Below are 24,614 nucleotides of genomic sequence, written 5' to 3'. Positions count from 1 at the left end.
GGGCCGTTTTGTTCCGGACACACCATTTGGCTGGCGAACGGTGCGGCGCTCGAGTACAAATTGCGCTTATCGTTTACCCGGCTTTAAGGCTGACAATGCGACTGGCTTTCTCCACCTTGATGTTCACCGCCGCGGCTCTGCTGATGGGCGCCGCCGGGGTGAACGCTGCACCGCAACATGCCTTGACCGTGTATGGCGAGCCGGCGAAGTACCCGGCTAATTTCAGCCATTTCGACTACACCAATCCCCGCGCGCCCAAGGGCGGTACGATGCGTCGCTCGGCGATCGAGATCGGTCATTTCGACCATATCCTGCCTTATATCGACAAAGGCATTGGCGTCACTCAGATCGACGGTCTGCTGTACTCCCCGCTGGCCCAACGCTCGATGGATGAGCCGTATACCGTCTACGGACTGGTCGCGGAGAAAATGGAGCGCTCCGAAGACGGGTTGTCCCTGCGTTTCTTCATCAACCCCAAGGCACGCTTCGCTGACGGCAAGCCGATCACCGCCGAAGACGTGCGCTACACCTACGATCTGCTGATGACCCAGGGCAGCCTGCGGTATCGCACGCAGTTCGCTGACGTCAAAGGCGTTGAAGTCGAAGGGCCGCTGACCGTACGCTTCGACTTCAAGAGCAACGAAAACCGCACATTGCCGCTGGACATCGCCACCTTGCCGGTCTTCCCTGAGCACTGGTGGAAAACCCGCGATTTCGCCGGTGGTGGCGGCTATGAACCACCGCTGGGCAGCGGCCCGTACCGGGTCGGCAAGGTCGACTCCGGGCGCAGCATTACGTTCGAACGAAATCCCGACTGGTGGGGCAAGGACTTGCCCGTCAGCCGCGGGCTCTACAATTTCGACCATTTCAGCATCGAGTACTTCGGCGACACCGATGTCGCCCGGCAGGTATTGCGCGGCGGCGCCTATGACTACAACCGCGAATTCTCTGCCACCGGCTATTCCATCGGCTATGACAGCCCGGCCCTGAGCGACGGGCGTCTGCAGAAGGCTCACCTGGCCACCGAAGCTCCGCAATCGGCCCAGGGCTTCGTGTTCAATCTGCAAAAGCCGGTATTCCAGGACCGCCGTGTGCGCCAGGCGCTCGCCATGCTCTGGGATTTCGAATGGAGCAACCGGCAGATGATGCGCAACATGTACATCCGCCAGCAGAGCTATTTTTCCAACACCGCCCTTGCCGCCCGTGAGCTGCCGGATGCGGCCGAACTGAAGCTTCTTGAACCGTTGCGCGGGCAGATCCCCGACGAGGTGTTCACTCAGGTGTTCGAAGCACCGAAAACCGACGGCAGCGGATTGATCCGTGACAAGCAGCTTCAGGCACTCGATCTGCTGGAACAGGCTGGCTGGAAGCCGGACGGCGACCGTTTGGTCAACGACCAGGGCGAACCGCTGAGCTTCACCTTCCTGGTCAGCCAGAACGGCATGGACCGGTTGCTGCTCCCTTATAAGCGCACCTTGAAACAGATCGGCATCAACCTCGACATCCGCCGCATCGACTCCTCGCAATACGTCAACCGACTGATGAGCCGCGACTACGACATGATTGTCACCGGCTACCCGGTCACCACCTCCCCCGGCGGTGAGTTGCTCAATTACTTCGGCTCGGCGTCGGCCAACGATCCGGGCGCCAACAACTACATGGTGCTGAAGAATCCGGCGGTCGACATCCTGATCAACGGCCTGATCCGCGCCTCGACCCAGTCGGACATGCTGCACTATGCCCACGCGCTGGATCGCGTGCTGCAATGGAACTACTACTGGATTCCCAACTATTACCCGCCCGGCACCTCGACCGTGTGGTGGAACCGGTTCGGCATCCCGACCGTACAGGCGAGCAACGATGAAGCGATCGAGAGCTGGTGGGAAATCAGCAGCACGCCGCTGACCAACCAACAGATGACGGCCGAGAAAATCAGCCGTGGCAGACCCGGAGGGCCACACTGATGTGGGCTTACATACTGCGGCGTCTGCTGCTGATCATCCCGACGCTGGTGATCATTCTGCTGGTCAACTTCGTGATCATCCAGGCCGCACCGGGTGGACCGGTGGAACAGGCCATCGCCCATCTGCAAGGGATCGGCGGCGCCAGTGTCGGTGGCGGTGCAAGCGAGACCACGGGCAGCACCTCCCGTGCCAGTCGAGGCCTCGACCCGCAATTGATCAAGGACATCGAAAAACAGTACGGCTTCGACAAACCGGCCCACGAACGCCTGTGGTTGATGCTCAAGAACTACGCACAGCTGGATTTCGGCAAGAGCTTCTTCCGCGGCGCGACGGTCACCGACCTGATCCTGCAGAAAATGCCGGTGACCATCTCCCTGGGGTTATGGGCGACGCTGATTACCTACCTGGTGTCGATCCCGCTGGGCATCCGAAAAGCCGTGCACCACGGCAGTCATTTCGATATCTGGAGCAGTACGGCGATCGTGATTGGTTACGCGATGCCGGCGTTCCTGTTCGCGATGTTCCTGATCGTGGTGTTCGCCGGCGGTACGTCGCTGAACTGGTTTCCGGTGCGCGGGCTTGTGTCCGACAACTTCGAATCGCTGTCGACCCTGGGCAAGATTGCCGACTATTTCTGGCACCTTGTTCTACCGGTCACAGCGCTGGTGATCGGCGGCTTCGCGACCCTGACCATCCTCACCAAGAACTCGTTTCTCAACGAAATCACCCGTCAGTACGTGGTCACCGCCCGGGCCAAGGGGTTGAGTGAGCGCCGGGTGCTTTACGGCCATGTGTTTCGCAACGCGATGCTGTTGGTGGTGTCAGGTATTCCCCAGGCCTTCATCAGCGTGTTTTTTGCGGGCTCGTTGCTGATCGAAGTGATCTTTTCCCTCGACGGTCTCGGACGCATGAGTTACGAGGCGGCGGTTTCTCGTGACTATCCGGTGGTCTTCGGCTCGCTCTTCATCTTCACCCTGTTCGGCCTCTTGATAAAACTGATCGGCGACCTGTGCTACACGCTCGTTGATCCGCGCATCGACTTCGCCGCGAGGAACGCCTGATGTTCAAGCTCTCGCCGTTGGGCCGTCGCCGTTTCGAGCGATTCAAGAAAAACCGCCGGGGCTGGTGGTCACTGTGGTTGTTCATCGGTCTGTTCGTGATCAGTCTCGGTGGCGAGCTGATCGCCAACGACAAGCCACTGGTGGTCAGCTATCAGGGCCAATGGTATTTCCCGGTGTTCAAGCGTTACACCGAGCAGGCGTTCGGCGGCCAATTGCCATTTCAGGCCGATTACCGCAGCGACTATGTGCAGAACCTGATCCGCAAGGATGGTGGCTGGCTGTTGTTCCCGCCGATACCGTTCAGTGACGACACACCGAACTACGAACTCAACAAGCCAGCGCCAAGCCCGCCGACCACGGTCAATTGGCTGGGCACCGACGATCAGGCGCGGGACGTCCTCGCGCGGGTGATTTTCGGTGCCCGTATCTCGATCCTGTTCGCACTGATGCTGACATTCGTCAGTGCCCTGATCGGCATTGCGGCCGGCGCCCTGCAAGGCTACTACGGTGGCTGGGTCGACTTGATGGGCCAGCGCCTGCTCGAAGTCTGGTCGGGGCTGCCGGTGCTGTACCTGCTGATCATTCTGTCGGGATTTGTCGAGCCGAACTTCTGGTGGCTGCTGGGAATCATGGCGCTGTTTTCCTGGCTGGCACTGGTGGACGTGGTGCGTGCCGAGTTTCTGCGGGGGCGCAACCTGGAGTACGTCAAGGCTGCCCGGGCCCTTGGCCTGACCGACCGCAAGGTGATCTTCCGGCACATCCTGCCCAACGCAATGAATGCGACGTTGAGTTATCTGCCGTTCATTCTGACCGGGGCCATTTCCACCCTGACTGCGCTGGACTTTCTGGGTTTCGGCATGCCCGCCGGAAGCGCCTCGCTGGGCGAACTGATCAGTCAGGGCAAACAAAACCTGCAGGCACCGTGGCTCGGGTTGACCGCGTTTTTCACCCTCGCGCTGATTCTTTCCTTGTTGGTGTTCATCGGCGAAGCGCTGCGCGATGCCTTTGACCCACGCTCATGAACGGATCCTTGAAATGACTGACAACCTGATCGAAATCCGTGACCTCTGCGTCGCCTTCCATGGCCAGCCCGTGGTGCGCAACCTCTGTCTGGACATCCGCCCCGGCGAGTGTCTGGCGCTGGTTGGCGAATCGGGCTCGGGCAAATCGGTGACAGCCCACTCGATCCTGCAACTGCTCCCGGAGAGCGAAGCCCAAACCACGGGCAGCATCCGCTATCGAAGTCAGGAACTGGTCGGTGCCGACCCCAAGACCTTGCGCGACCTGCGGGGCAACCGCATCGCCATGATCTTCCAGGAGCCGATGACCTCGCTCAATCCGTTGCACACCATCGAAAAGCAGATCGGTGAGACCCTGCTGCTGCACCGAGGCATGGGCGGTAAAGAAGCGCAGAAACGTATTCTCGAACTGCTCGAACTGGTGGGCATCCAGAAACCGAAAGACCGGTTGAAGGCTTACCCCCACCAATTGTCCGGCGGCCAGCGCCAGCGGGTCATGATTGCCATGGCCCTGGCCTGCGAACCGGAACTGCTGATCGCCGATGAGCCAACCACGGCCCTCGACGTCACCGTGCAGCGCAAGATCCTGCTGCTGCTCAAGTCCCTGCAACAACGCCTTGGCATGTCGCTGCTGCTGATCAGCCATGACCTCAATCTGGTGCGCAGCATCGCCCAACGGGTGTGCGTGATGAAGGCCGGAGAAATCGTCGAGCAGGCGCCTTGCGAAACCTTGTTCACGCATCCAAAGCATCCTTACAGCTGCGTGTTGCTCAATGCCGAACCCGAAGGCGAAGCCCTGCCCCGGGACGAACGGGAAAACGTGCTGGAAGTCGATGACCTGCGGGTCGATTTCGTGGTCGGTGGCGGACTGTTTCAGCGCAAGCAGTATCTGCGCGCGGTGGACGGCATCAGCCTGAACATCCAGCGCGGCAAGACCCTGGGCATCGTCGGCGAGTCCGGTTCGGGCAAGTCGACGCTGGGTCAGGCGATCCTGCGCCTGCTCGATTCCGAAGGCAGCATCCGTTTTCAGGGCGAGTCCCTCAACGGCCTCAACCAGAAACAGCTGCGCCCATGGCGCCGGCAGATGCAGGTGGTGTTTCAAGACCCGTTCGGCAGCCTCAGCCCGCGCATGTCGGTGGCACAGATCATCAGCGAAGGGCTGGAGGTGCATTGTCAGTCCACGGCTGACGAGTGCGACGACCAGGTAATCCGCGTACTCAAGGAAGTGGGCCTCGACCCCGAAAGCCGTCATCGCTACCCCCACGAATTTTCCGGCGGCCAGCGTCAGCGCATCGCCATTGCCCGGGCGCTGGTATTGAAACCAGCGCTGATTCTGCTCGACGAGCCGACTTCGGCGCTGGACCGCACCGTACAAAAACAAGTGGTGGCCCTGCTCCGCCAGCTTCAGGAAAAACATGGCCTGACCTATCTGTTCATCAGCCACGACCTGGCGGTGGTGCGCGCGTTGGCCCACGACATGATCGTGATCAAGGACGGCAAAGTGGTCGAATGCGGCGCCAGCCATGACGTGTTCGACTCGCCGAAGCACCCCTATACCAAAGAGCTGTTGGCGGCGGCGCATCCGGGATAGGCATAATCGCGCGACCTGACCTCCGCCAATGGACGCCACCATGAACACCACCGAAAGCCTCAAGGATTACCAACGGGTTCGCACGCTGGCGATCCGTTCGTTGTTCGAGATCATCGAGCAATCCAGTGAAGGCACGGTGATTGTCGATCGCGATGCGAACATCGTCTGGATGAACGAGCGCTACGCCCGACGCTTCGGGCTCGACTCCGCCGCAGGCGCCATCGGCAAGCCTTGTGAAAGCGTGATTCCCGGCAGCCTGCTGCGTGAGGTGGTGCGTACCGGACGACCGATTCTGCTGGACATGCAGGACACGCCGAAAGAGCCACTGGTGGTGATGCGCCTGCCGATTCATGACGATGCCGGCGCGGTGATCGGCGCCATCGGTTTCGCCCTGTTCGACGAGTTGCGCACGCTGTCGCCGATGCTCAAGCGCTACCTGAGCATGCAGGAAGAACTGGCCTCGACACGTTCACTGTTGCGTGCAAGACAAACCAAATACAACTTCGCCCATTTCATCGGCACCAGCGCGGCCAGTCTGGAAGTCAAACGCCGGGCCCGTCGCAGTGCCAGTGCCGAGTCGCCGGTTCTGTTGCTGGGCGAGACCGGCAGCGGCAAGGAATTGCTCGCCCAGGCGATTCACGGCGCTTCGCCCCGGGCGCACAAGGCGTTCGTCAGCATCAACAGTGCGGCGATTCCCGAAGCATTGCTCGAAGCAGAGTTCTTCGGTACCGCGCCGGGCGCTTTCACCGGCGCCGACCGCAAGGGGCGCACCGGCAAGTTGGAGATTGCCCAGGGCGGGACGCTGTTTCTCGACGAAATCGGCGACATGCCGCTGCCGCTGCAAAGCAAATTGCTTCGGGTATTGCAGGAAAAGGAATTCGAACCCGTAGGCTCCAACGTCGTGATCCAGAGCGACGTGCGAGTGATTGCCGCGACCTCGACGGATCTGGAAGCAGCGATCAAGCGTGGCGAATTTCGCGCCGACTTGTACTACCGGCTCAACGTACTGCCGATTCAGGTGCCGCCGCTGCGTGAGCGCCTGGACGATCTGCCGGCACTCAGTGAGGCGATTCTGGAGGAGCTGCGCAGTCAGCACGAGTTGAACCGCGAAGCGCTGGAGCTTCTGGGTCAGCATGCCTGGCCGGGGAATATCCGTGAGTTGCGCAATGTGCTTGAACGAGCGGCGCTGCTCAGTGATGACCTGATACTCACGGCGAACGACATTCGTTCCGCAATCGGGACGTTCACCCCCGTCGAGCGCGCACTGACGCCCCTGCCAGAACCTGTAACCCACGAGACCTTCAGCCAGGCGCGGGAGCGTTTTGACCGGCAGCTGATTCAATCGACCCTCGCGCAATGCGGGGGCAAGGTTATTGAAGCGGCTGAGAAATTGGGGCTTGGGCGTTCGACGTTGTACAAGAAGATGATTGCGCTGGGAATTGTGGAGTCTCAATAAAGAGACACAAATCTCCAAAAAGGGAAAAAATCAAAAGCTTCGCGGGCAAGCCCGCTCCCACAGGGGTATACGCTCAACTGTGGGAGCGGGCTTGCCCGCGAAGGCGCCCGATCAACCACACAGATTCTCCAAAACGAGACAAATTTCTTCCGCTCAATCCTTGGTCCAACATTAATTTCTTATATTTCAACAACTTAACCATCTGGCACAGTTCTCGCTAAAGCCCCGTCCTGCACCCGTTCCACCCACAAAAATAACAATCGAAGGAGCACACCATGAGTGTGATCATCGCCTTGGCAGCCCTCGCGCTGCTGATGCTCGCAGCCTACCGTGGCTACAGCGTTATCCTTTTTGCCCCGATTGCGGCCCTCGGCGCCGTACTGCTCACCGACCCGTCCGCCGTTGCCCCGGCCTTCACCGGGGTGTTCATGGAGAAGATGGTCGGCTTCATCAAACTCTACTTTCCCGTTTTCCTGCTCGGTGCCGTGTTCGGCAAGCTGATCGAGCTGTCCGGTTTTTCGCGTTCGATTGTCGCGGCGGCCATTCGCTTGCTCGGTACCCGCCAGGCGATGCTGGTGATCGTGCTGGTCTGCGCCTTGCTCACTTACGGCGGCGTATCGCTGTTCGTGGTGGTGTTCGCGGTGTATCCGTTCGCGGCCGAGATGTTCCGTCAAAGCGACATCCCCAAGCGCCTGATCCCGGCGACCATCGCTCTCGGCGCGTTCTCGTTCACCATGGACGCTTTGCCCGGCACGCCGCAGATCCAGAACATCATCCCCAGCACCTTCTTCAACACCACCGCGTGGGCAGCGCCGTGGCTGGGTGTGATCGGCACTGTTTTCGTGTTCTGCGCCGGCATGCTGTTCCTCCAGCGTCAGCGCAACAAGGCCCGGCACGCCGGCGAAGGCTACGGCACCGAACTGCGCAACGAACCGGAAACCGCCGAAGACCTGAAACTGCCCAACCCGTGGATTGCCCTGTCGCCGCTGCTGGCGGTGGGCATCATGAACCTGCTGTTCACCCAGTGGATTCCGCAGTGGTACGGCAAGACCCACAGCCTCGCGCTACCGGGCATGGCCGCGCCGATCACCACCGAAATCGCCAAACTCACGGCCATCTGGGCGGTGCAAGCGGCTTTGCTGGTGGGCATCCTGATGGTGCTGACATTCGGTTTCAAAGCGATAAAAAGCAAACTCGCCGAAGGCAGTAAAAGCGCAGTCAGCGGTGCATTGCTGGCAGCGATGAACACCGCCTCGGAATACGGTTTCGGCGCGGTCATCGCCTCGTTGCCGGGTTTTCTGGTGCTGGCCGACTGGCTCAAGGGCATCCCGAATCCGCTGGTCAATGAAGCAATTACGGTCACGCTGCTGGCCGGCATCACCGGTTCTGCTTCGGGCGGCATGAGCATCGCTCTGGCGGCGATGTCCGAACAGTTCATCAGCGCCGCCCACGCCGCCAGCATTCCGCTGGAAGTACTGCACCGGGTGGCCGCCATGGCCAGCGGGGGCATGGACACTCTGCCGCACAACGGCGCGGTGATCACCTTGCTGGCCGTGACGGGCCTGACCCACCGAGAGGCCTACAAGGACATTTTCTGTATTACGCTGATCAAGACCCTGGCGGTTTTCGTGGTCATCGGCACTTTCTACGCCACTGGCATTGTGTGAGGTATTCATGACGACTCTTACTGGCAAGACCGCACTGGTCACCGGGTCCACCAGCGGCATCGGACTGGGCATTGCGCTCACGCTGGCCAGGGCCGGCGCCAACCTGATCCTCAACGGTTTTGGCGATGCCTCGAAGGTGATTGCCGAAGTCGAGCAGTTGGGCGGCAAGGTCGGCCATCACCCGGCAGACGTCAGCGACCCGGCGCAGATCGCCGACATGATCGCCTACGCCGAGCGCGAGTTCGGTGGCGTGGACATTCTGGTCAATAACGCCGGCATCCAGCACGTCGCGGCGGTTGAAGAGTTTCCGGTGGAGCGCTGGGACTCGATCATCGCCATCAACCTGTCGTCAGTGTTTCACAGCACCCGCCTGAGCCTGCCGGGCATGCGCGCCAAAGGCTGGGGGCGGATCGTCAACATTGCCTCGGTGCACGGTCTGGTCGGCTCCACCGGCAAGGCGGCGTATGTGGCAGCCAAGCATGGCGTGATCGGGCTGACCAAAGTGGTCGGCCTGGAAACCGCCGCCAGCAACATCACCTGCAACGCCATTTGCCCGGGCTGGGTGCTGACGCCGCTGGTGCAGAAGCAGATCGACGATCGTGCCGCCAAGGGAGTCGACCCGCAGCAGGCGCAGCACGATCTGCTGGCCGAGAAACAGCCATCGCTGGAGTTCGTCACGCCTGCGCACCTCGGTGAACTGGTGTTGTTCCTGTGCAGCGAGGCCGGCAGTCAGGTGCGCGGTGCCGCATGGAATATCGATGGTGGATGGCTCGCACAGTAAGCTTGCAACTGATCGCTCCCGCTTTGTGGTGGGAGCCTTCTGACAAACAATAAGAGGCAAACCATGTCCGACATCCTCTGGCAGCCCGATGCCAAACGCATTGCCCGGTCCCGCATGGACGGCTTTCGGCGCTTCATCATTCAGCGCCACCACGTACACCTCGATGACTACCCTGCCCTGCACCAATGGTCCATCGATCAGCGCGAAGCATTCTGGCAGGCGATCGTGGATTTCTTCGGTATCGGTTTTCACACTCAGCCTGACGCGGTCTTGCGCGAAGGCTTGAAGATGCCCGGTGCCGAGTGGTTTCCCGGCGCTACGTTGAACTTTGCTGAACACCTGCTGAGCCGACGAGACGATGCCATCGCCGTGATCGCCATTGGGGAAAACGGCCAGCGTGAATTATTGACCTGGGCCGAACTGGCCCGGCAAGTCGCCGGGTTCCAGGCCAGCCTGCAAGCGGCCGGCGTCGTACTTGGCGATCGAGTGGCAGCCTGTATGCCCAACACCTGGCAAACGCTGGTAGCAATGCTGGCGACCACCAGCCTCGGCGCGATCTGGTCCTGCTCTTCGCCTGACTTTGGCACCCATGGCGTGATCGACCGTTTCGGCCAGATCGAACCGAAAGTACTCATCACCTGCGCCGGCTACCGATATGCCGGCAAGGAGATCGATCAGACCGTCAAGGTCAATGAAATCCTCGAACAGCTGCCAACCTTGCAGCAGTTGATCATCGTGCCTTATGCGCGACCTCACGCCCATGCCACGGATTACCGGACACCCGCCAACGTCACGCTGTGGGACGACTTCTATGAACCGGGCGACGAGCCGCAATTCGTCCCGGTGCCGTTCGACCATCCGCTGTACGTGCTGTATTCCAGCGGCACCACCGGCGTGCCGAAGTGCATCGTTCACAGCACCGGCGGCGTGTTGCTGCAACACATCAAGGAGCATGGCTTGCATGTCGATCTGGGCCCCGGTGATCGGCTGTTCTACTACACCACCTGCGGCTGGATGATGTGGAACTGGCTGGTCTCGGCGCTGGCCGTCGGCAGCGCGGTGGTGCTGTATGACGGTTCACCGTTTTATCCGGATAACCTGCGTCTGCTGGAGCTGCTCGATGACGAGCAGGTCAGCGTGTTCGGCACCAGCCCGAAATTCCTCGCGACCCTGGAAAGCAGCGGCATCAAACCTCGTGAACGTCATGATTTGAGCCACCTGAAGACCTTGCTCTGCACCGGTTCTGCGTTGTCGCCGCAGAGTTACGACTTTGTCTATCGCGACTTCAAACCGGATGTCTGCCTGTCCTCGATGTCCGGCGGCACCGACATCGTGTCCTGTTTCGTCAACGGCAACCCGATGTCGGCGGTACGCCGGGGTGAAATCATGGGCAAGAGTCTGGCCATGGCGGTGCAGGTGTGGAATGACGCCGGGCACCCCGTGATTGGCGAAAAGGGCGAACTGGTGTGTACCCTGCCATTCCCGGCGATGCCCATCGGACTCTGGAACGATCCCGATGGCGAGAAACTGCGAAGATCCTATTTCAGCCAGTTCCCCGGCGTCTGGGCCCAGGGTGACTACGCCGAAGAACTGCCCCACGGCGGCATGCTGATCCACGGCCGCTCCGATGCCGTGCTCAATCCTGGCGGCGTGCGCATCGGTACGGCGGAGATTTACCGTCAGGTCGAAAAAATCCCGCAAGTGCTGGACTGTGTCGCCGTCGGCCAGCGTTGGCAGGATGACGTGCGAGTGGTGCTGTTCGTGCGCCTCAAGGAAGGCGTAACGCTGGATGACGCTCTGCAACAGCGGATCCGCCAGATCATCCGGGCCAACACCACGCCGCGACATGTGCCGGCCAGGATTGTCCAGGTCACGGACATTCCGCGCACCATCAGCGGCAAGGTCGTGGAACTGGCGGTGCGCAATGTGGTGCATGGCGAGCCGGTCAAGAACACCGACGCTCTGGCCAATCCCGAAGCGCTGGAACAATTTCGGGACCGGCCGGAACTGGCGAGTTGAACGGTCTTATGCAGTCTTGTTCAGGGTGATCAACACCGGACCGTCGATCGCCTTGTCGATCTGATTCGCGACAGCCGCCAATGTGGCCGCATTGCTGTCATGGCCGGTTTTGTCGGTCAGCAGTTGGCTCAGCAGCGAAGTGGCGACGGCCAGGGAATCGGCGTTTTCGAAGGTCTTCGTTGCCTCGTGAAACCGGCTTGACGCTTGCTCCGGCATGACCGCTTGCCGCCCGATGGCCAGATTCAGCAGCGGCGCCACGTCAAGCACCTGAGCGGTGGCGCCGTCACCCGCCTTGTCGATGGCATAGCAGACGTCGTCTGTGCGCGCGGCGCCATGGAGCATCTCATGGATCAAGTCATCCGCTACGACGTCGTGGTTGTAACCATGCCGGATGAAGTGCCGGTTGAGTCCTCGGATGTGGATTTCGATAAAGGCAAGATTGCTTCGCTGTTCTGCACCCGACGCGATCCATTGCTGGTAGATCTCCCGATTGAAGGCCGCAATGTGGCCGACGTCCTTGTAGGCATCGAGGATGAAATTGCTCAGCGAAAACCCATCGAAATCGGTCTTGATCAGCTTCAGGTACTTCAATACCCGATCACGTGCGTCCTGCGAGTCGTCCCCCAGAAACATCTTGATGATGAAATTCCGTTCCTGGGTGAAGTCATGACCGCTCAAGGCATTGATCGCGGTTTCCACCTTCGTTTTCACTCGGGACAGGCTGTGCTGCAGCACATACCGGCTATAACTGAGCGGTAGCGTCTTATCAAATCGAGCCGCGATGAACGGTGAATCGAAGCCGAAATTGCTCAGCTTCGGCCCCCAGGCTTTGCCGGTGCGGTCAAGGGCATACCAGTGAAAATCCTCGCGTGCCGCCAGTACGGTCAGCGTATCGGTGCTTCCCGGATGTGGACGCCACGTGCCCTGAACAACGTTCGAGGGGCTGCCGAGACGTCGTGCAGGTACGCCCTTCAGATGCCCCAACTGCGCCTTCGCCACTGCAAGGACTTGCTGAGCTTCGCGGCTCAGACGCAGCCCGCCCCTGTAAACCAGTTTTCCCGTCCCTCGCACTATCGACGGAACGTCGTCCAGCGGATTGAAAATGGAAACACCCGTGCCGACGATGAGTCTGGCCAGGCTGGCGAGCGCCGAGGATGTGCGGCTCGCCCTTGTCACGATGGACACCACTTTGGTACCCGCGCCGGCAAACGTTCCCACGAGTGCAATGGCATCCATCGCGCAACCATAGATACCGTCAACCACCTGGTTGTGTTCACCGGAGGTCAGATCCTGAACGCACTTTTTGAACGGTACCGCCAGGTCGACGATGTAGGTGGCCACCCGTTCTCCCTTCTCCCGCTCCAATTCCAGTGTCGTAGGCCGGGTCGCAGCCGCCTCGAGCTGTTCGAAAGTCATCAGCGGGTGATGGGACACAATCAACTGGGCAATACGAGCCAGTTGCGGCGCCGCGTAATTGCGATATTCGCTTCGCAGCGGGCTGGATTCCGACAAGGGTCGGGCCAGCGTTGCCAGCTTGTCGATGATCGCCAGACTACTGGTGACCCTGAAGTCATTCGCGACCCCTTCGACGTAGCATTGGAGATTGATCGGCAGGCGTTCTTCAGGTGTGGAAGGTACATGGGCCCTCCTGTCACCACTGAAGTCCACCCGTGCCGCCGAATCGAGCTTGCCGGTGTTGACGATCAGTTTTCCGAGTTCATCATTGCGATGGATCTCGCCGCGCAGCGTGAACACCTCATAGCAACTGGTCCGCCCTCGGTACAAAACACACATTACGATACCGAAACGCCCCGTTGCCGCGTCCTTGCCCTCTTGACTCTCCACCGGTTCCTCGCGGACCAGAGGCCCTCCGATCGGCGTGGTGCGAGTAATGATGGCCGACTTTCGAAGGGTGAAAAACGTGATCTCACCGTTCAGGATCCCTTGCAGTTCAAAGGAGGAAAGCCTGGCCAACGACCATTTAAGGGTAGTCGCGAGCGCCCTGTTCATTTCGCCGAGATAAACATGCAGCTGACGGTGAAACTCAACATTGTTTGCCGGCATTTTCAGCATCTCTGGATAACGGCTGTAAATGCTCATGACGGCAGGATCGTGAAGAACCGGTCGGCGGTATCCACTGATTCCGGACAGAAGATCCGGAGCAGTACTGTCGGGAAAAACCCCGCGAAAATCCCACTCTTGCTTAAGCAGATCGCCGGAAATGTGCAAATCGACCATCGACATCACAGCAGGCGAAGCATAAAGGCCCGGGCGCTGCACCAATAACGGCGACTCGAGGAAATCACAGTCCGGTGCCGTCTGCCGCAGCGCGCCGAGGGCGATGTTTTTTCGATCAGGCAACGGCTTGGCATACGCACGGCTGACCTGCGCGAAATCCTCCACAAACCGCTGGTAAGCCTGCAGGGCTTTCTGTGTGCTCGCCTGCTCGGCATTGCGCAACTCATCAGGGTCCACGATGCCGTTCATCAAAGCCCAGTCCACGATCGGATCGATCAGGGCTACAGTGTGCAAATCCGCCAACGCCTGACTGACAGGCTCCAACTGCGCGAAACTCATGATTTGCTCATAGGTCATCACACGCGCCGCACCCTGAACGACGGCCTCGACCAGCGCGACGGCGCGGCAGAAGTTGACCCACTCCAGCGAACCGATCAGCACATTACCTGGCACCTGCCTGACCAGAAACTCGGGAGCGACTGCTGCCAATACCAGGTGAATCGCCAGGGGCGCCGTGTCGTGGGACGCCCAGCGGTTACTGACCATGTGCGCACGCAAACCTTCGAGCGCGATGGCAGGCGGCCTGCCCAGGTACTCTCTGGCGTATACCTCGTAACTCCCGACAGACTTTCGTCCCTGAACCTTCCCGATCAAAGGATTGATATCCAGCAAAATCACAGTAAGAAGTGATTGCTCAAGTTGCTGTGGTGCCATGATCTGACCGCGTTCCGCTCCGAACCAGCCTTGTAGCTCTACATACTTTTCTGCGTACTTTCGGGAAATCGGATGACTGAGCAGCTTTTTGATAACGGCAGCCGCATTGTCATGTAGTGCGATATCTGAACGTGTCTTGCGAAAAAGACTATCGAGTAATCGTTCATCATCCCCTATCAGTTCACGCGTGATATTTTTAATGGTTTTCCGTTGATCCGAAGACAACACGAATAACGCAGGATCATCGTTGACGATCTGTCCCCAGTAATTCCCGAGATCGTCCACCATCGGAAATTCAAATTCGAAAAAGGCCAACAGATTTTTGACCTGATCAACGGTTTTCGGTACATCGAAATCATGAAAACGCAGCCATTGGTCCACGGCAATCGCGTCATCCAGCCATACATAGCCGCCTGAGATTCTGGCAATGTCGACAATAACCGGCAGCACTTCCCGTCCTTGGGTGAAGTGTCTGAAATAGCCACGTTGCACGAAATCCAGCCAACCGATATCACTCCAGACTTCAAGCTTGCCGTCCGCACCGACACAAATGAGCGCGTCCTGTTCAATAGCGTTTTGGGTCAACGCGCTTCTCATGGCCACCGTGTCCATCAGCTTCGACAGCAGCTTCTGTCCAGGTCGGTGGATCTTGTGGAGAGACGAGCCTTCCTGCAACTCGATCTGATAGTCCCACCATACGATCGGTGCCTCCGCCGGTGGTGCCTGAAGCAACCGCTTGAGTTCAATCATGATCAGCTCACGCTCTTTCAGATCAAACTCGTGCTGCCGATCATTTTGATCAACGGCATATTTATTAAACTTCCCTGCCAACACTACACTCATAAAGCACCTTGATTAAATCAGCCTGCCAATTCAGGACACGCGCAACTTAAACGCCCGAACTTCGGTAATCCAGCAGGTCTGTATTAATTAAAGTTTCCAGCCCAGTGCCTTGATGAGAAAAACTCAGATCAATCCCCAGTCTTCCGAATCCCCTCCAGCCTTATCATTTTGTTGAAGTTTAAGTTTCAGGCGCAACTTGAGATTGTTTATTGAGTCAGCATTTTTCAGCGCTTCCTCTTCACTTAAAACACCTTCGACCACCAGTTTGTAAAGTGCATCATCAAAGGTTTGCATCCCGAGTTCAGACGACTTTTCCATGATGTTCTTCAGGTCAGCCAACTCGTTGCGTCGAATGAGGTCGGCGATGGTCGCAGAGCCCAGCATCACTTCCACCGCTGCCCGGCGCTGGCCATCGAGGGTTCGCACCAGTCGTTGGGATACAAACGCCTTCAAGTGATTCCCCAGAGCATGAAGTAATTGCGGACGCCGCTCCTCGGAAAAGAAATTGATGATCCGGTCCAGAGCCTGGTTGGCGTTGTTGGCGTGCAACGTCGATAACACCAGATGCCCGGTTTCGGCAAACGACAGTGCATGCTCCATCGTTTCTCGGTCGCGGATCTCACCGATCAAGACCACATCCGGTGCCTGTCGCAGGGTGTTTTTCAGCGCGGCGTGAAAACTGCGGGTGTCGACACCGACTTCTCGCTGATTGATGATCGACTTCTTGTGGCGATGGATATACTCGATCGGGTCTTCGATCGTGACGATATGTCCGCTGCTATGGCGATTGCGATGATCGATCAGTGCGGCCAGGGATGTGGACTTGCCCGAATCGGTGGCACCGACGAACAGGATCAGGCCCTGCTTGAGCATGACCGTTTCAAGCAATACCGAGGGAAGTTTGAGGTCTTCGAAGCGCGGGATATCCAGTTTGACGTTACGGATCACGATCGAAACATCATTACGCTGCTTGAAAATGTTCACCCGGAACCGGCCGATACCGGTACGGGAAATCGCCAGGTTCATTTCCAGGTCCCGATCGAATTCCCGTTGCTGCTCGACGTCCATCAAGGAAGCGGCGACGATGGCTACCTCACCGGGCTTGAACGGCTGTTCGCTCAATGGCGTCAGCACACCTTCAAACCGTGCACTTGGCGGCGCCCCCGTGGACAGGAACAGATCCGAGCCGTGACGGCTCGACAGTTGTTTGAGCAGTGCGTCGATTTCCATGGCCAGTAACACCTGCGAAGCTTTCAATGAACACAAGTCCGTGCGTCGTGACGCGACGGGCCTTACGGTGTCTACCGCACTAGGATAGTAGACGCCGCTTCACCGACCGATGCTCAGGATTGATGTGATGAACGCTGTACCGAACACCCACGACGCCCAGGCACTGATCGCCCGCACCGACTGGAGCCGCAGCCCGCTGGGCAGCGCAGGCACCTGGCCGCAGAGCCTGCGGACCGCGGTGGACATCGTGATTCATTCGCCGATGCCGATGCTGTTGTTGTGGGGCCCGCAACTCACCCAGATCTATAACAACGGCTTTGCGCTGCTCGCCGGAAACAAGCATCCGCACGCTTTCGGACAGCCGGCGCACCAGATATGGCCAGAACTTCGAGACTTTACCGATCCGATTTACAGTGCCGTCCTGCAAGGCCAGGTGCGGACCTACAGCGAGCGACGCTTCACCCTGCAACGGGACGGCAAGGAGTCCGACTTCTGGCTGGACCTGACTTACAGCCCGATTCGCGATGAAAGTGCGCAGGTGGCCGGCATTTTGGTCACCGCCATCGAAACCAATGAGCGCCGGCGCATTGCCCTGGAACTCAAGCAGCGTTCAGAAGAGAGCCTCAAGGCGCAAAAACAGACCGAGGAGCGCCTGCAACTGGCGCTGGCAGCCACCGACGCGGTTGGCACCTGGGACTGGGACATCGGTCAGGATCGTTTCATCGCCGATGCGCACTTCGCCCAGTTGCACGGAGTGGACCCGGCACAGGCCAGCCAGTTGCCCATCAGTGAATACCTGCACGGCGTGCATCCCGAAGACCGCGCGTTGATTGCTCGCAGTATCAAACACTGCATCACCCATGGCACCGAATACGCCGAGGAATATCGCCTGTTGCAAGCCAATGGCGAAGTGCGTTGGGTTTTCGCCCGGGGCCGCTGTTACAAGGATCATCATGGGCGGCCGATGCGTTTTCTCGGCGCGGCACTGGACCTGACCGAGCGCAAACACACCGAACAGGCCTTGCGCCAGAGCCAGACCGAATTGCAACTGATCATTAACGCGATGCCGATCCTGATCAGTTATGTCGACCGCGAAGAACGCTTTCGTCTGAACAACGCCGCCTACCTGGACTGGTATGGACTCACGCCTCAAGAGCTGTGCGGTCGTACGATTCGCGAGGTGATCGGCGAAGAGGCCTATTTCCTGCGAGCACCGTACATTGCCGAAGCCCTGGCTGGCCGCCCCTGCTCGTTCAGCCTGTACACGCCCCATCGCGATGGCAGCCAGCGCCATGCCCTGATGAACTACCTGCCGCGTCATGGTCCGGATGGTGCGGTGAACGGTTTCTACATTTTCGTGATCGACGAAACCGAACGCAAAAAGACCGAAGAAGCCTTGCGCAACCTCAATGAGACCCTTGAGGAACGTGTCAGTGCGCGCACCGAACAACTGGCCCAGGCCAACCAGCGCTTGCAGAACGAAATGTTCGAACGCGAACGCGCCGAAGATGCCTTACGCCATGCACAGAAAATGGAAGCGGTCGGCCAGCTCACCGGCGGCATCGCCCATGACTTCAACAACATGCTGACCGGAATCATCGGCAGCCTCGACCTGATGCAGCGCTACATCGCCAGTGGCCGCGCCGAAGAGATCGGCCGGTTCACCGACGCCGCGGTGTCATCGGCCAATCGCGCCGCGGCGTTGACCCACCGCTTGCTGGCGTTTTCCCGACGCCAGTCGCTGGATCGCAAAACCTTGAACGTCAACGAACTGATCCATTCGCTGGAGGACCTGATCCGCCGCACCAAAGGCGACCCGATCGAACTGACCTTGCGCCTGGCCGACAACGTCTGGCCCGTCAGTACCGATGTCAGCCAATTGGAAAACGCCCTGCTCAACCTGGTGATCAACGCCCGCGACGCCATGCCAGATGGCGGCGAGCTGCTGATCGAGACCGCCAACGTTTACCTCGACGGCAACGACATCACCACCCTCGAACCGGTCAAGGCCGGGGATTATCTGATGCTGGCGGTGAGCGACAACGGCACCGGCATGACGCCGTCGGTGCGTTCGAAAGCGTTCGATCCGTTCTTCACCACCAAACCGATCGGCCAGGGCACCGGGCTCGGGCTGTCGATGATTTATGGTTTTGCCCAACAAACCGGCGGGCACGTCAGCCTCGACAGCCTGCCGGGTCAGGGCACCTGCGTGCGCCTGTACCTGCCTCGCCTGCATTCTCTGGTGGCGGAGCCGGCGGTGACTGAAGAAGCAACGCAGACACCCGCCGTCGCGACCGGCGAAACCGTGGTGGTGGTCGAAGACGATCCGGCGGTGCGCATGCTGGTCATGGACCTGCTCAAAGAGCTGGGTTATCGCGCCCATGAGGCCGAAGACGCCAAGGGTGCCCTGCCGTTGCTCGAATCCGACCTGCGTGTCGACCTGCTGGTGACCGATGTCGGGCTACCGGGCATGAATGGCCGGCAACTGGCGGAGATCGCCCGCCAGCATCGTCCAGGGCTAAAAGTGTTGTTCATGACCGGCTATGCGCAGAAAGCCGCCGAGCGTCAGGGATTTCTCGAGGACGGCATGGACATGGTCGCCAAGCCGTTTTCCATCGAACAGCTGGCCGGCAAGATCCGCGCGATGTTCAGCCAAACCCCGTGACTTGAGGCATAATCCGCGCCCCGCCGTCACCCCGCTACAGGTATTGCACGATGAAAGCCCAAGCCCGCCACATCCTGGTCAAGACTGCCGATGAGGCTGAAAAACTCAAACAGCGCATCGCCAACGGTGAAGCGTTCGATGTACTGGCAAAGAAGTTTTCGACCTGCCCTTCCGGCAAACGCGGCGGCGATCTGGGTGAAGTGCGGCCAGGGCAGATGGTCGGCGCGATCGACGCGGTGATCTTCAAGAAACCGCTGCGCACGGTGCACGGGCCGATCAAGAGCAAGTTCGGTTATCACTTGGTGCAGGTGTTTTTCCGCGACTGATAAGGTGCCCTGAAGGCGCGGCTTTCGGCAGCGCCTTCAGGGATCGGGTCAATCCCTGGGGATCAGCGCCCCCGGCACCTGAATCACCCGACTCGCCAACCGATGCCCCGCCTCCGCCGCCTGCGCAGGACTTGCGCCCGACAAGCGACTGGCCAGATACGCCGCACTGAACGAGTCCCCCGCCGCCGTGGTGTCCACCACCTTCACGACCTTCTGTGCCGGCACTTCGAACGCTTCCCCGTCGCAACGGATCAGACAGGCTTCGGCACCGCGCTTGAGCACCACTTCCGGCGTGCCGATCTGCGCGTAAGCCTCAAACACCGCGTCACAGTCTTCGAAATGGAACAGCGCCTGTTCGTCGTCCACCGTCAGCAACGCCAGATCGACATGGGGCAGGACGCTGCGATAGGCCGCCCGCGCCTCTTCTACCGAGGCCCACAGCCGTGGCCGGTAGTTGTTGTCGAAAACGATCCGCGCATCGCGCTGACGGGCTTCGATCAAAGTCTGGATCAGCTTTTCCCGCCCCTGCGCGCCGAGCACTGCCAGCGTAATACCGCTGAAATACAGCACGTCGTAGTCCGGCAACGCCGCGAGAATCGGCGCGGCGGCAGGCGTAGTGAAGCAGTCGCGCACGGCGGCTTCGTTGCGCCAATAGAGAAAGCGACGTTCGCCGGCAGCATCGGTCTGGATGCAATACAGGCCCGGCAAACGACCGGGCAAGCGCTGGACCAGATCCAGGCCAATGTTTTCAGCGGCCCAACTGCGGCACATGGCGTCGCTGAAACTGTCGTCGCCCAGCGCTGTAACGTAATCTACCTGCGCCTTGTCGCCCATGGCGCGGGACAGATAGACCGCGGTATTCAGCGTATCGCCGCCGAAGCTCTGTTGCAGGCTGCCATCGGCGCGCTGCTGGAGTTCGATCATGCATTCGCCGATCAGAGCGATGCGCGGGATATTCGGGCCCAGAGGGCTGAGCGTACTCATCAGAAACAGGTTTCCATGGTTTCGATCACCGACAGCTGCTCGTCCACCAGCAGCCCCACGCGCCACTTGTCGAAGGTCAGGCACGGGTGAGAAGTGCCGAAGGAAATGATGTCGCCGACCCGCAGCTCCACTCCCGGCGCCACGTTCATGAAGGCATGCTGGTCCATCACGGCTGTGACTTTGCAGGCACTGGCATCTTCACCCACCGCCGGCACCACGCCGGCCTTGTAACGTCGCAGCGGTACCGGCAGACCGGCATCGAACGCCACGTCACGTTTGCCGAGGGCAATCACCGCGAATCCCGGCTCCGGCAGCGACTGCACGTGGGCCCAGACTTCCAGTGCCGGACGCAGGCCTTCATGCAGATCGCTGCGACGGTCAAGCACGCAGCACTGCGCCTCTTTGTAGATGCCATGGTCATGGGCCACGTAACTGCCCGGACGCAGCACGCTGAGGAAGCGCCCGCCCGCGTTCTGCGCTTCGAACGATTCGGCGATCAGGTCGTACCACGCCGAACCCGACGCCGTGATGATCGGCCTGGCAATGACGAACGCGCCGCTGTCCTGCAATTGCACCGCCAGGCGCACCAGCGAGGCCGCGAACTCACGAATGCCGATGACGGCGTGATCGCCGTGAATCACACCTTCGTAACCTTCGATCCCGGTCAGGGCCAACGCCGGTTGCGCACCAATGGCTCTGGCCAGTTCGATGACTTCCTGCTCGGTACGGCAACCGCAACGGCCGCCGACCACGCCGTACTCGATCATCACGTTCAGGCGCACGCCGCGCGAAGCGAAGTAAGCGCCCAGATCGGCGACATTGTCCGGATGGTCGACCATGCAATAGAAGTCAAAGCCTGGATCGGCCGCCAGCAGATCGGCAATCAACGCCATGTTCGGCGTGCCGACCAGTTGGTTGGCCATCAACACCCGGCGCACGCCGTGGGCATAGGCGGCGCGGGTCTGAGTGGCGCTGGCCAGGGTGATGCCCCAGGCACCGGCGTCGAGCTGACGACGAAACAGCGCCGGGGTCATGCTGGTCTTGCCATGAGGCGCCAGTTCGGCGCCGCTGTCGCTGACAAATGTCTGCATCCAGCGGATATTGTGCTCCAGGGCCTCGCGATGCAGCACCAGCGCCGGCAGGCTGATGTCACGCACCAGTTGCGCACCGAGGACGGCGTCGCCCTTTTCCACGGCAGCAGTGTTGTTGGCAGTCGTCATGGTCGAACTCCTCACAGTCGCGCCCGCTGGCGGTCGCGATTATTCGTGGATTCGCCGGGCGAGGCTGTTGGCGCTCTCGATCAACACCCGGCGATAGTCGTTGTAGTTGTTTTTGGCATCGGCTCGCGGGGCGACGATGCACAAGGTGCAGATGGCTACGCCGCTCGGGTCTTTGACCGGAGCGGCAAAGCAATGGGTAAAGGTGTCGGCGACACTGTCGAACGAGAAAAACCCGTCGATGCCGGCCTGACGGATTTCCTTGAGGAAGGTCTCCATCGGCAGGCGCTCGCCATCCGGCAAAATGAAATCTTCGGGGTCGATCAGGTCGCTGATCTGCTGGTCACTCAAGTGCGCCAGCAGCAAGCGGCCTGACGCCGTCCACGGGATCGGTGCGTTTTCGCCGATATCGGAAGAAATGCGGAAATGCCGCTCGCCCTCCTTCATCAGCGCCACCGTGTATTTGCGCCCGTTGAGCAGGCACATCTGCGCGGTTTCCCGGGTCTGGCTGACAATCTCCTGCAGCGCATGATCGGCCTCGCGGCTGAGGTCGAAATGACGCAGATGCGCCTGACCGAGGAAGTACAGCTGACGCCCTAGATAGACGTGGCCGTCCTTGCCCACCGGTTCCAGAATCCGTCGTTCGAGCAACGAGGCCACCAGCTCGTAGACCGTGGATTTCGGGCTGCCGATGCCGTTGGCAATGTCGTTCGGACGCAGCGGCTGGCCGATCTCCTTGAGGAAATCGAGGATATCGAACGCCCGGTCCAGACCGCGTGCCCGGCGCTTGATGGTGTCTTCGGTCATGTCTTCAGTTCCCAATGAAAGTGCCGGGAGTTTAGCGAGAGTGCAGCGTCGACCGTTAGATCGCTTTCGCGAGCAGGCTCGCTCCCGGATCTGGAATGCGATCCCCTGTGGGAGCGAGCCTGCTCGCGAAGAAATCAATACAAGTTTCAGGCCTTCTTTTTGTATGCAATGCAATCGATCTCGACCTTGCAGTCGACCATCATGCTCGCCTGCACACAGGCCCGGGCCGGTGCGTGCTCAGGCTTGAAGTACTCGCCGAAGACCTTGTTGAAGCTGGTGAAATCCCGCGGATCGTCCAGCCACACCCCGGCACGGACCACATCCTCCAGACCATAACCGGCCTCTTCGAGGATCGCGATCAGGTTCTTCATGGTCTGATGCGTTTGCTCGACGATGCCCCCGACAATGATCTCGCCATCCACCGCCGGCACCTGCCCGGAAACGTGCAGCCAGCCATCGGCCTCGACTGCGCGCGCGAAGGGTCGTGGCTGACCGCCGGCGGCGGTGCTGCCGGTGCCGTAGCGCGTAATGCTCATGGGTGTTTCTCCTGATTGAAAAAATGAAAATTCAGAACCGCGTGCTCTTGAGAAATTCCGCCAGCCGCGGTGATTGCGGACGCTCGAACAGCGCCTTGGGCGGCCCCTGCTCTTCGATGCGCCCCTGATTCATGAACACGATCTTGTCCGAGACCTCGAACGCAAAACGCATTTCGTGGGTCACCAGCAACATGGTCATGCCGTCTTCGGCCAGGCCCTTGATCACGTTCAGCACTTCGCCGACCAGTTCCGGGTCGAGGGCCGAAGTGACCTCGTCGAACAGCATGAGACTCGGGTTCATGGCAATCGCCCGGGCAATCGCCACGCGCTGCTGCTGGCCACCGGACAACTGGCCGGGGAAGTGATTGCGCCGCTCCAGCAGGCCGACCCGCTCCAGCCATTTCTCAGCCAGGACCACGGCTTCGTCCTTGTGCATCTTTTTGACTTTGAGCAAGCCGAGGGTGACGTTCTGCAACGCGGTAAGGTGCGGAAACAGATTGAATTGCTGGAACGCCATGCCGGTCATTGCCCGATGGCGCGCAATGACTTTTTCCGGATGGCGCACGCGTTTGCCGTTGAGTTCGTCATAGCCGATGGACTCGCCGTCGAGCAGGATCTGCCCACCCTGAAATTCCTCCAGCATGTTCACGCAGCGCAGCAGCGTGGTCTTGCCCGAGCCGCTGGAGCCGATCAGCGTCACCACGTTGCCGCGCTGCATGCTCAGGTCGACCCCCTTGAGCACTTCGACCGCGCCGTATTGTTTGTGCAGACCTCGGATATCCAGCAGGGGCTGACCGTTCTGGACGTTGGAAACTTGAGCTTGAGTCATGGCAGGGCCACCCGCTTTTCAATGTGCCGGCCGAGTAATTCGATGCCGTAGTTGATGACGAAGAACAGAAAACCGGCGAACAGATAAAACTCCAGAGTCATGAACGTCCGGGCGATGATCTGCTGGGTGCTGAGCAGCAGCTCGGCCACACCGATCACCGACAACAAGGTCGAGGCCTTGACGATTTCCGTGGACGAGTTGACCCAGGTCGGCAGGATCTGCCGCAGGGCCTGAGGCAACAGCACGTAACCGAGGGACTGATAGAACGTCAGGCCGATGGCTTTGCTGGCTTCCATTTGCCCGCGAGGCAACGCCTGCAATGCACCACGCACGATTTCGGCGACGTGGGAGCCGCAGAACAGCGTCAAACCCAGGGCTCCGGCCTGAAACGCGCTGATCTGCCAGCCGAGCGCCGGCGCCATGTAGAAACAGGCAAGCACCAGGACGAACACCGGAGTACCGCGAATCAGGTCGACATAAAAACGGAACGGCGCACGCATCCAGAATTTGCCGTAGGTCAGTACCAGACCGGCAAATACACCGATGAACGTGCCGAACAGAATCGCCAGCGCCGACACCTGCACGCTGGTGACAAAGCCTTGCCAGAGTGGCTCCCGCGCAACCCACAACTCATGCAACCAACTAGGGGATTCGTACATCGCAGCCT

At 59.9% G+C, this 24,614-nt stretch carries 18 protein-coding genes; 10 read left to right on the top strand and 8 right to left on the bottom strand.

Annotated elements, in window-relative coordinates:
* The first annotated feature begins 95 nt into the window (after positions 1-95).
* The 8 genes from ACK6BI_RS21660 to ACK6BI_RS21625 all read left to right on the top strand — a co-directional run bounded on the left by ACK6BI_RS21660 (position 96) and on the right by ACK6BI_RS21625 (position 11,558).
* Positions 96-1,964, top strand: coding sequence for an extracellular solute-binding protein (locus ACK6BI_RS21660; protein WP_409318653.1), 1,869 nt, complete (start codon positions 96-98; stop codon positions 1,962-1,964).
* Positions 1,964-3,025, top strand: coding sequence for a microcin C ABC transporter permease YejB (locus ACK6BI_RS21655; RefSeq protein WP_409318652.1), 1,062 nt, complete (start codon positions 1,964-1,966; stop codon positions 3,023-3,025). The genes ACK6BI_RS21660 and ACK6BI_RS21655 overlap by 1 nt, the downstream gene beginning before the upstream one ends.
* On the top strand, positions 3,025-4,047 hold the full coding sequence (locus tag ACK6BI_RS21650) for an ABC transporter permease (RefSeq protein WP_409318651.1): 1,023 nt from the start codon (positions 3,025-3,027) through the stop codon (positions 4,045-4,047). Before ACK6BI_RS21655 ends, ACK6BI_RS21650 begins: the two co-directional genes overlap by 1 nt.
* Positions 4,048-4,060: 13 nt before the next feature.
* Positions 4,061-5,635 (top strand): ABC transporter ATP-binding protein, encoded by a 1,575-nt coding sequence (locus ACK6BI_RS21645; RefSeq protein WP_409318650.1) that lies wholly within the window; start codon positions 4,061-4,063, stop codon positions 5,633-5,635.
* A gap of 40 nt (positions 5,636-5,675) precedes the next feature.
* Positions 5,676-7,091: a sigma-54 interaction domain-containing protein gene (locus ACK6BI_RS21640; RefSeq protein ID WP_409318649.1), complete on the top strand. Its 1,416-nt coding sequence runs from the start codon at positions 5,676-5,678 to the stop codon at positions 7,089-7,091.
* A gap of 275 nt (positions 7,092-7,366) precedes the next feature.
* Entirely contained in the window at positions 7,367-8,758 is a 1,392-nt protein-coding gene (locus tag ACK6BI_RS21635) for a GntP family permease (RefSeq protein WP_409318648.1), read from the top strand.
* Positions 8,759-8,765: 7 nt separating this feature from the next.
* Positions 8,766-9,539: a 3-hydroxybutyrate dehydrogenase gene (gene hbdH, locus ACK6BI_RS21630; protein WP_409318647.1), complete on the top strand. Its 774-nt coding sequence runs from the start codon at positions 8,766-8,768 to the stop codon at positions 9,537-9,539.
* 63 nt (positions 9,540-9,602) lie between these two features.
* Positions 9,603-11,558 carry an acetoacetate--CoA ligase gene (locus ACK6BI_RS21625; RefSeq protein ID WP_409318646.1) on the top strand — a complete coding sequence of 652 codons (1,956 nt, stop codon included), beginning with the start codon at positions 9,603-9,605 and terminating at the stop codon, positions 11,556-11,558.
* Between the two features lie 6 nt (positions 11,559-11,564).
* On the opposite strand, the gene ACK6BI_RS21620 is transcribed toward ACK6BI_RS21625, so the two are convergent.
* Together ACK6BI_RS21620 and ACK6BI_RS21615 are read right to left on the bottom strand one after the other, a co-directional pair.
* Entirely contained in the window at positions 11,565-15,353 is a 3,789-nt protein-coding gene (locus tag ACK6BI_RS21620; RefSeq protein WP_409318645.1) for a hypothetical protein, read from the bottom strand.
* Positions 15,354-15,476: 123 nt separating this feature from the next.
* Complete coding sequence (locus ACK6BI_RS21615; RefSeq protein WP_409318644.1) at positions 15,477-16,583, bottom strand: PilT/PilU family type 4a pilus ATPase; 1,107 nt, start codon at positions 16,581-16,583, stop codon at positions 15,477-15,479.
* A 127-nt stretch (positions 16,584-16,710) separates the two neighbouring features.
* Here ACK6BI_RS21615 and ACK6BI_RS21610 point away from each other — a divergent pair, with 127 nt between their 5' ends.
* Both ACK6BI_RS21610 and ACK6BI_RS21605 read left to right on the top strand, forming a co-directional pair.
* Positions 16,711-19,248 (top strand): PAS domain S-box protein, encoded by a 2,538-nt coding sequence (locus tag ACK6BI_RS21610; protein WP_409318643.1) that lies wholly within the window; start codon positions 16,711-16,713, stop codon positions 19,246-19,248.
* 50 nt (positions 19,249-19,298) lie between these two features.
* On the top strand, positions 19,299-19,574 hold the full coding sequence (locus ACK6BI_RS21605; RefSeq protein ID WP_065260528.1) for a peptidylprolyl isomerase: 276 nt from the start codon (positions 19,299-19,301) through the stop codon (positions 19,572-19,574).
* Between the two features lie 48 nt (positions 19,575-19,622).
* Here the strand turns inward: ACK6BI_RS21605 and ACK6BI_RS21600 are convergent, their stop codons facing one another.
* The 6 genes from ACK6BI_RS21600 to ACK6BI_RS21575 all read right to left on the bottom strand — a co-directional run bounded on the left by ACK6BI_RS21600 (position 19,623) and on the right by ACK6BI_RS21575 (position 24,606).
* Positions 19,623-20,558: a sugar kinase gene (locus ACK6BI_RS21600; protein WP_409318642.1), complete on the bottom strand. Its 936-nt coding sequence runs from the start codon at positions 20,556-20,558 to the stop codon at positions 19,623-19,625.
* The gene (locus ACK6BI_RS21595) at positions 20,558-21,778 is read right to left on the bottom strand and encodes an amino acid deaminase (RefSeq protein ID WP_409318641.1); all 1,221 of its coding nucleotides are present in this window, start codon (positions 21,776-21,778) and stop codon (positions 20,558-20,560) included. The genes ACK6BI_RS21600 and ACK6BI_RS21595 overlap by 1 nt, the downstream gene beginning before the upstream one ends.
* 39 nt (positions 21,779-21,817) lie before the next feature.
* Positions 21,818-22,582, bottom strand: coding sequence for an IclR family transcriptional regulator (locus tag ACK6BI_RS21590; RefSeq protein ID WP_409318640.1), 765 nt, complete (start codon positions 22,580-22,582; stop codon positions 21,818-21,820).
* A gap of 146 nt (positions 22,583-22,728) precedes the next feature.
* The gene (locus ACK6BI_RS21585) at positions 22,729-23,118 is read right to left on the bottom strand and encodes a RidA family protein (protein WP_039768794.1); all 390 of its coding nucleotides are present in this window, start codon (positions 23,116-23,118) and stop codon (positions 22,729-22,731) included.
* A 31-nt stretch (positions 23,119-23,149) separates the two neighbouring features.
* A complete protein-coding gene (locus ACK6BI_RS21580; RefSeq protein WP_409318639.1) occupies positions 23,150-23,947 on the bottom strand; it encodes an amino acid ABC transporter ATP-binding protein in 798 nt (265 codons plus the stop codon).
* Complete coding sequence (locus ACK6BI_RS21575; protein ID WP_409318638.1) at positions 23,944-24,606, bottom strand: amino acid ABC transporter permease; 663 nt, start codon at positions 24,604-24,606, stop codon at positions 23,944-23,946. The genes ACK6BI_RS21580 and ACK6BI_RS21575 overlap by 4 nt, the downstream gene beginning before the upstream one ends.
* Positions 24,607-24,614 lie beyond the last annotated feature (8 nt).

Origin of the sequence: Pseudomonas sp. KCJK9016 (genome assembly GCF_046231795.1) — a bacterium.
GTDB lineage: Bacteria > Pseudomonadota > Gammaproteobacteria > Pseudomonadales > Pseudomonadaceae > Aquipseudomonas > Aquipseudomonas bananamidigenes.
The sequence above is the reverse complement of the archived record's forward strand: the minus strand, read 5'-3'. Positions and strand labels throughout refer to the sequence as shown.

Coding starts and splice junctions, on each gene's coding strand:
- ACK6BI_RS21660 (WP_409318653.1), top strand. CDS start 96: ATGCGACTGGCTTTCTCCACCTTGATGTTCACCGCCGCGGCTCTGCTG.
- ACK6BI_RS21655 (WP_409318652.1), top strand. CDS start 1,964: ATGTGGGCTTACATACTGCGGCGTCTGCTGCTGATCATCCCGACGCTG.
- ACK6BI_RS21650 (WP_409318651.1), top strand. CDS start 3,025: ATGTTCAAGCTCTCGCCGTTGGGCCGTCGCCGTTTCGAGCGATTCAAG.
- ACK6BI_RS21645 (WP_409318650.1), top strand. CDS start 4,061: ATGACTGACAACCTGATCGAAATCCGTGACCTCTGCGTCGCCTTCCAT.
- ACK6BI_RS21640 (WP_409318649.1), top strand. CDS start 5,676: ATGAACACCACCGAAAGCCTCAAGGATTACCAACGGGTTCGCACGCTG.
- ACK6BI_RS21635 (WP_409318648.1), top strand. CDS start 7,367: ATGAGTGTGATCATCGCCTTGGCAGCCCTCGCGCTGCTGATGCTCGCA.
- hbdH (WP_409318647.1), top strand. CDS start 8,766: ATGACGACTCTTACTGGCAAGACCGCACTGGTCACCGGGTCCACCAGC.
- ACK6BI_RS21625 (WP_409318646.1), top strand. CDS start 9,603: ATGTCCGACATCCTCTGGCAGCCCGATGCCAAACGCATTGCCCGGTCC.
- ACK6BI_RS21620 (WP_409318645.1), bottom strand. CDS start 15,353: ATGAGTGTAGTGTTGGCAGGGAAGTTTAATAAATATGCCGTTGATCAA.
- ACK6BI_RS21615 (WP_409318644.1), bottom strand. CDS start 16,583: ATGGAAATCGACGCACTGCTCAAACAACTGTCGAGCCGTCACGGCTCG.
- ACK6BI_RS21610 (WP_409318643.1), top strand. CDS start 16,711: ATGAACGCTGTACCGAACACCCACGACGCCCAGGCACTGATCGCCCGC.
- ACK6BI_RS21605 (WP_065260528.1), top strand. CDS start 19,299: ATGAAAGCCCAAGCCCGCCACATCCTGGTCAAGACTGCCGATGAGGCT.
- ACK6BI_RS21600 (WP_409318642.1), bottom strand. CDS start 20,558: ATGAGTACGCTCAGCCCTCTGGGCCCGAATATCCCGCGCATCGCTCTG.
- ACK6BI_RS21595 (WP_409318641.1), bottom strand. CDS start 21,778: ATGACGACTGCCAACAACACTGCTGCCGTGGAAAAGGGCGACGCCGTC.
- ACK6BI_RS21590 (WP_409318640.1), bottom strand. CDS start 22,582: ATGACCGAAGACACCATCAAGCGCCGGGCACGCGGTCTGGACCGGGCG.
- ACK6BI_RS21585 (WP_039768794.1), bottom strand. CDS start 23,118: ATGAGCATTACGCGCTACGGCACCGGCAGCACCGCCGCCGGCGGTCAG.
- ACK6BI_RS21580 (WP_409318639.1), bottom strand. CDS start 23,947: ATGACTCAAGCTCAAGTTTCCAACGTCCAGAACGGTCAGCCCCTGCTG.
- ACK6BI_RS21575 (WP_409318638.1), bottom strand. CDS start 24,606: ATGTACGAATCCCCTAGTTGGTTGCATGAGTTGTGGGTTGCGCGGGAG.